Raw genomic sequence first — 6,725 nt, 5'->3', positions numbered from 1 at the left:
CGCGCGCCGGCATCGTGCACCGCCTCGACAAGGACACCAGCGGCCTGCTGGTGGTGGCGCGTTCGCGCCCGGCCATGGACGCCCTGGTGGCCCAGATCGCGGCGCGCCAGATCCGGCGCGAATACCTGGCTCTGGCGCACCGGCCCTGGCGCGGACCGCCCGAGCGTGACGTCGAGGCGGCGATCGGCCGGGATCCGCGCAACCGCCTGCGCATGGCGGTGGTGGACCTCGCGCGCCTGCCCGGCAAGCCGGCGCGCACCCATTGCGCGCTGCTGCAGAACGCCGAGCAGGGCTGCCTGCTGCGCTGCCGGCTCGACACCGGGCGCACGCACCAGATTCGCGTGCATCTGGCACACCTGGGGCATCCGCTGGTGGGTGACGTCCTGTATGGCGGCGCGCCGGCGGCCGGCATGACGCGCCAGGCGCTGCACGCGCGGCGCCTGGCCTTCTCGCACCCGGTGACGGGGGCGGCGCTGGATTTCCGGGCGCCGCTGCCGAATGATCTGGCCGCCGCGCTGGCGGCCTGGGGCCTTACAATGCCGGCTGATGACGCGGGCGCGGCGTCCGGGGGAGCACGCATCGTTCGTCGCTGACCCGCAACGCCCGCCATGGCGCCGCACCGGCCCGGTCGCGGGCGCGAATCGCGTGCGAGCACGCGCACCTTCCTGACTTCCTGGTTCTGAGATTCAAGCTGTGACCTCCGCGGACGCCAAGCGCATCCTTGAAACCGCGCTCATCTGCGCGCAGCAGCCCCTCGCGCTGCGCGAGTTGCGCGTGCTGTTCCAGGAAGGCGTCGGCGCCGATACGCTGAAGGACCTGCTGCTCGAGCTGCAGGAGGACTGGGCCCAGCGCGGCGTCGAGCTGGTCCAGGTGGCCAGTGGCTGGCGCTTCCAGAGCCGGCCCGAGATGCGCGAATACCTGGATCGGCTGAATCCCGAAAAACCGCCGCGCTACACGCGCGCCACGCTGGAGACGCTGGCCATCATCGCCTACCGCCAGCCCGTCACGCGCGGCGACATGGAGGACATTCGCGGCGTCACCATCAATTCGCAACTGCTCAAGCAACTCGAGGACCGCGGCTGGGTCGAGGTGATCGGGCACCGCGAGACGGTGGGCCGCCCCGCGCTCTACGCGACCACGCGCCAGTTCCTCGACGACCTGGGGCTGGCGTCGCTGGAGCAGCTCCCGCTGCTGGAAAGCGCGTCCGACCAGGCGGCCAGCATGTTCGATGCGCTGGCACCGGAAGACGAAGCGGGCCCGGCCAGCGTGGGGGTGTCGGATGCCGCGCCGGCGCAGGCGGAAGCTGCAGCCGCGGCGCCATCGCCTGACCAGCCAGCCGCGGCCGCGCCCGGCGAAGAGACGGCTGACGCCGCGCCCGGCGAAGAGGCGACTGACGCCGCACCGGAAGCGGCGCCAGCGTCGGCGGCGGCGAGTCCCGGCGACGAGGTGACCGACGTCGACGATGGCGGTCCGGTGGCGCTCAGCGAGGACGCGCGTTCATGAAACCGGAGCGCCGCGCCGAGCCGGCATCCGCCGAGGAAGCCCAAGGGCCCGAGGCCACCAGGGCCGAAGCGGCGATCACGCAGGTCGTGCCGGGCGGCACGCCGCCCGCGCCGCGCAGCGGGCGGCGTCGAGACACGGCGTCCGCCGGCGACGACGATGTCCCCGTGGCCTTCGAGGACCTGGTTTCGGGCCGCTTCGACGCTGAGGCGGACACGCCGCCAGCCCCGCCCAAGCGCGTGCTGCTGCCCCAGCCCGAGCAGCCCAAGCTGCACAAGGTACTGGCCCAGGCCGGGCTGGGCTCCCGGCTGGAGATGGAGCAGCTGATCCTGGAAGGCCGCATTTCGGTCAACAACCAGCCGGCGCACATCGGCCAGCGCATCCAGTTTGGCGACCAGGTGCGCGTCAACGGCAAGCCGATCCGCCTGCGCATCACGCCGCCGCCGGCGCGCGTGCTCGCCTACCACAAGCCGGTTGGCGAGGTGGTGACGCACGATGATCCGCAGAACCGACCGACCGTGTTCCGCAGGCTGCCGCGGCTGGCCCAGGGCAAGTGGCAGTCGGTCGGCCGCCTGGACCTGAACACCGAGGGCCTCTTGCTGTTCACCAACTCCGGGGAGCTGGCGAACCGCCTGATGCATCCGCGCTTCGGCCTCGAGCGCGAATACGCGGTGCGCGTGCTGGGAGCGCTCAGCGAGGACGAGAAGCAGCGCCTGTTGACGGGCGTGGAGCTGGGCGATGGCCTCGCGCAGTTCCTGGCCATCCACGAGGAAGCCGAGGGCGAGGGTGCCAACCGGTGGTATCGCGTCACCATCGCCGAGGGGCGCAACCGCGAGGTGCGGCGCATGATCGAGGCCGTGGGCCACGCCGTGAGCCGGCTGATCCGCATCCGGTACGGTGCCGTGGTGCTGCCGCGAGGCCTGCGCCGCGGCCAGTGGATGGAACTGGGCGAGCGTGAGCTGCATGCGCTGGGCGTGGCCTCGGGCACGCCCGAGCACGTGCTGCGCGGTGGGCGCGAGCCCGATGCATCCCGCCCGCAGGCGGTGCCGCGTCGTGGCCGCGGCGACCGCGCGCGCAGCAGCGGGCCACGGCCCAGCATGGCCGGTACCCCGGCGCCGCGCCGCCCGGGGCCATCCGCTTCGCGGCGCAGCGGGGTCGATGCGCCTGCCCAGCGCGGACAGCCCGATCCGCTGCGCACCGCACAGGGCTACATCGGCGCCGACGGATTCAAGCGCCCGGGCAGCGGCGCGGCACGCGGCGCGCGCCGCTCGCCCGGCGGCGGCCGGCGTCGCGGTTGAGCGTTGCGCCGCGCGCGGCGCCGCCTGTCGCGCGGGCAGGACTGGTCCGCGCCGGCTAAAATAAAGAGTTTTGCAGCGCGCGCAAGTCGCGTTCCCCCTCCCTTTTTCGGAAGCCCCATTCATGGCCATTCAACGCACCCTCTCCATCATCAAGCCCGACGCCGTCGCCAAGAACGTGATCGGCCAGATCTACGCGCGCTTCGAGGCCGCTGGCCTGAAGATCGCCGCCGCGCGCATGCAGCACCTGTCGCGACGCGAGGCCGAGCAGTTCTACGCCGTGCACAAGGAGCGCCCGTTCTTCAAGGACCTGGTCGAGTTCATGATTTCCGGCCCGGTGATGATCCAGGTGCTGGAGGGCGAGAACGCCATTGCCAAGAACCGCGAACTGATGGGCGCGACCGACCCGAAGAAGGCCGACAAGGGCACGATCCGGGCCGACTTCGCCGATTCGATCGACGCCAACGCGGTGCATGGCTCGGATGCGCCGGAGACGGCGGCGGTCGAGGTCGCCTTCTTCTTCCCCGCCCTGGCGATCTACAACCGCTGATTGGCGCGGCACGCTGCGCACGCATGACCGATTCTGCTGTCGTCAACCTGCTCGACCTTGACCAGGAAGGCCTGGTGGCCTTCTGCGAGCAGCTGGGCGAGAAGCGCTTCCGCGCCGTCCAGCTGCTGCGCTGGATCCACCAGCGCGGCGTCGCCGACTTCGGCCAGATGAGCGACCTGGCGAAGGTGCTGCGTGACAAGCTCGCCGGCCGCGCCATCGTGGCGGCGCCGCCGGTGCTGAGCCAGCATGAATCGAAGGACGGCACCATCAAGTGGCTGTTCGACGTCGGCGGCGGCAACGCCATCGAGACGGTCTACATCCCCGAGGACGATCGCGGCACGCTGTGCATCTCCTCGCAGGCCGGCTGTGCCGTCGGCTGCCGCTTCTGCTCCACCGGCCACCAGGGCTTCTCGCGCAACCTGACAACCGGCGAGATCGTCGCCCAGCTCTGGTTTGCCGAGCATTTCCTGCGCCGGCACCTGAAGCGCGACGAGCGCGTCATCACCAACGTGGTGATGATGGGCATGGGCGAGCCGCTGCAGAACTACGCGCGCGTGTTGCCGGCGCTGCGCCTGATGCTGGACGACCAGGCCTACGGCCTGTCGCGCCGTCGCGTCACGGTCTCGACCTCGGGCGTGGTGCCCATGATCGACCGCCTGGCGCAGGATTGCCCGGTGGCACTGGCGGTGTCGCTGCACGCGCCGGACGACGCGCTGCGCGACCAGCTGGTGCCGCTCAACCGCAAGCACCCGATCGACGAGCTGCTGGCCACCTGCGTCGCCTACCTGGAACACGCGCCGCGCGATTTCATCACCTTCGAATACGTCATGCTCGACGGCGTCAACGACGGCCCCGATCAGGCGCGGGCGCTGGTCGAGCGGGTGCGTGCGCATCCCGGCCTGCGCTGCAAGTTCAACCTGATCCCGTTCAACCCGTTTCCCGCCTCGGGGCTGGTGCGCTCGCCCGATGCGCGCGTGCAGGCCTTCGCGCGCATCCTGAACCAGGCCGGCTTCGTCACCACCGTGCGCAAGACGCGTGGCGACGACATCGACGCCGCCTGCGGCCAGCTGGCGGGCGACGTGCAGGACCGCACCCGCGTGCACGAGCGCATGGCGGGGCGCGACACCATCGTCGTGCGGCGCACGCGCGCGGCGCGGCCGACCAAGGAGGTTTCATGACGCCCATCGTCTCGCGCTCCCGCCTGCTGCTGCTCTGTGCCGGCCTGGTGCTGGCCGCGTCGGCCTTGCTCAGCGGCTGTGCCACGCCGGTCGACACGGTCGCGACGCCCAGCGAATGGCAGACGCCGGCGGACGACAGCGAGGCGCGCCGGCGGGCGCGCACGCGCCTCGCGCTGGCCAGCGGCTACTACGAGAACGGGCAGTACGCAGTGGCACTGGACGAGCTGAAGAAGACGCTGCAGATCGACCCCGGCTTCCCCGACGCCTACAACCTGGGCGGACTGATCTACCTGGCGCTGGGCGACCGCGCGCTGGCGGCCTCGCACTTCCAGCGCGCCCTCGCGCTCAACCCGCGCGATGCCGACGCCATGCACAACCTCGGCTGGCTGGAGTGCGAGAACGGCCGCTATGCCGAGGCCGCGGCGCTGTTCCAGCGCGCGGTGGCGGTGCCGACCTACGGCGGTCGTGCCAAGACGCTGATGACGCAGGGCATCTGCGAGGCCCGCGCAGGGCAGCCGGAGCAGGCCGAGGCGACCCTCATGCGCGCCTACGAACTGGATGCCGGCAACCCGGTGACCGGATACAACCTGGCCCTGCTGCTGTTCCGGCGCGGCGAGCTGGAACGGGCGCGCTTCTACATCCGGCGCCTCAACAACAGCGAGCTGGCCAACGCCGAATCGCTGTGGCTGGGCATCCGAGTGGAGCAGCGCCTTCGAGACCAACGCGCCATGGAGCAGCTGGCGTCGCAGCTGCGCCAGCGGTTCCCGCAATCGCGTGAGCTGATCGCCTACGAGCGGGGCCAGTTCGATGAATGACGAGCTGCTGTCGACGCTGCCGGCGCCGCTCGAGGCGCGGCCTGCGCAACCGCCGGCGTCGGCCGGCGCCATGCTGCGCCAGCTGCGCGAATCGGCCGGGGTCGATGCGGCCCTGCTGGCCAGCGCCATGAAGGTGTCGCTGCAGAAGCTCGAGGCGCTGGAGCACGACCGGCTCGATCAGCTGCCGGACGTGACTTTCGCGCGCGGCCTGGCCTCGTCGATCTGCCGCGCCTTCGGCGCCGATCCGGCACCCGTGCTCGAGCGCATGCCCGTGGTGGCGCCCGGCCTGCGTGCGACCGGCAGCAAGCTCAATCAGCCGTTCCGGCGCAGCAGCGACGGGCCCGAGTCGATCCTGAGCAGCCGCGGCGCCCGCCCCTGGCTGATCGCGGTATTGGCGTTGTTGCTGGGCGCCTTGCTGCTGTGGTTGTGGCCGACGTCGCCGATCCAGATGGGGCCGCCCGAGTCCGCGACGGAGGCGCCGGACGAGGCCGCGTCGTCCTCGGCGGCCGGTCAGGAGGCCGCCATCGCGCCGCCGCCGCCGGTCGAGGCGACGCCGGCGGAGGCGCCGCCGCCACCCCCGGAAGAGAGCGCTGCGCCGGCGCCCCCGGAAGCGGTGGTCGCGCCCCCAACCGCGGAGCCGGCACCGTTGCCCATGCTGACGCTCAAGGCCAGCGACGAGACCTGGATCACGGTGCGCGACGGCAGTGGCAAGACGCTGGTCAATCGGGTCCTGGCAGCGAACGAGACGCTGGCGCTCGACGGCGTCGCGCCGCTGGCGGTGACCGTGGGGCGCAAGGACGCGGTGCAGGTCGAGGTGCGTGGCAAGCCGCTGGACATCCGCCGGCTCGGCAACAGCTCCGTGGCCCGCTTCCAGGTGAACGAATGAACGCTCCATTGCCCCTCCCGCAGCCGATCGCCCTGGTCGCACCGGCCGCGCGCCGCACGCGCCAGGCCCGCATTCGCTGGGGCCAGCGCGTGGTCACCGTCGGTGGCGACGCGCCGGTGCGCGTGCAGTCCATGACCAACACCGATACCCAGGACGCCGCGGCCACGGCGCGTCAGGTGAAGGAACTGGCACTGGCCGGCAGCGAGCTGGTGCGCATCACCGTGAACACGCCCGAGGCCGCGGCCCAGGTGCCGCGCATCCGCGAGCGCCTCGACCGGATGGGCGTGGACGTGCCGCTGGTGGGCGACTTCCACTACAACGGCCACCGCCTGCTCACCGAGCATCCGGACTGCGCACAGGCGCTGTCCAAGTACCGCATCAACCCGGGCAACGTGGGCAAGGGCGCCAAGCACGACGCGCAGTTCGGCCAGATGATCGAGGTCGCGCTGAAGTGGGACAAGCCGGTGCGCATCGGCGTCAACTGGGGCAGCCTGGACCAGG

At 71.7% G+C, this 6,725-nt stretch carries 8 protein-coding genes; all 8 read left to right on the top strand.

The window, feature by feature from the left end:
- Positions 1-593, top strand: a 593-nt coding sequence (locus tag PKA16_RS15345; protein WP_324404484.1) for an RluA family pseudouridine synthase, incomplete at its 5' end; no start/stop codon positions are given.
- A 100-nt stretch (positions 594-693) separates the two neighbouring features.
- Positions 694-1,503: an SMC-Scp complex subunit ScpB gene (scpB, locus tag PKA16_RS15340; protein ID WP_324404482.1), complete on the top strand. Its 810-nt coding sequence runs from the start codon at positions 694-696 to the stop codon at positions 1,501-1,503.
- Positions 1,500-2,798, top strand: coding sequence for a pseudouridine synthase (locus tag PKA16_RS15335; RefSeq protein WP_324404480.1), 1,299 nt, complete (start codon positions 1,500-1,502; stop codon positions 2,796-2,798). Before scpB ends, PKA16_RS15335 begins: the two co-directional genes overlap by 4 nt.
- 121 nt (positions 2,799-2,919) lie before the next feature.
- Positions 2,920-3,345, top strand: coding sequence for a nucleoside-diphosphate kinase (gene ndk, locus PKA16_RS15330; RefSeq protein WP_324404478.1), 426 nt, complete (start codon positions 2,920-2,922; stop codon positions 3,343-3,345).
- Between the two features lie 23 nt (positions 3,346-3,368).
- Positions 3,369-4,523: a 23S rRNA (adenine(2503)-C(2))-methyltransferase RlmN gene (gene rlmN, locus PKA16_RS15325; RefSeq protein ID WP_324404476.1), complete on the top strand. Its 1,155-nt coding sequence runs from the start codon at positions 3,369-3,371 to the stop codon at positions 4,521-4,523.
- Positions 4,520-5,338, top strand: a complete 819-nt coding sequence (gene pilW, locus PKA16_RS15320) for a type IV pilus biogenesis/stability protein PilW (RefSeq protein WP_324404474.1) — start codon at positions 4,520-4,522, stop codon at positions 5,336-5,338. Before rlmN ends, pilW begins: the two co-directional genes overlap by 4 nt.
- Positions 5,331-6,224, top strand: a complete 894-nt coding sequence (locus PKA16_RS15315; protein ID WP_324404472.1) for a helix-turn-helix domain-containing protein — start codon at positions 5,331-5,333, stop codon at positions 6,222-6,224. Before pilW ends, PKA16_RS15315 begins: the two co-directional genes overlap by 8 nt.
- The coding region (locus tag PKA16_RS15310) for a flavodoxin-dependent (E)-4-hydroxy-3-methylbut-2-enyl-diphosphate synthase (RefSeq protein ID WP_324404470.1) at positions 6,221-6,725 on the top strand (505 nt) is incomplete at its 3' end. The genes PKA16_RS15315 and PKA16_RS15310, both read left to right, overlap by 4 nt.

The organism is Ottowia sp. (genome assembly GCF_035325765.1).
GTDB lineage: Bacteria > Pseudomonadota > Gammaproteobacteria > Burkholderiales > Burkholderiaceae_C > Ottowia.
Note: the sequence above shows the minus strand (reverse complement) of the source record. Positions and strands in the feature narration are given on the sequence as shown.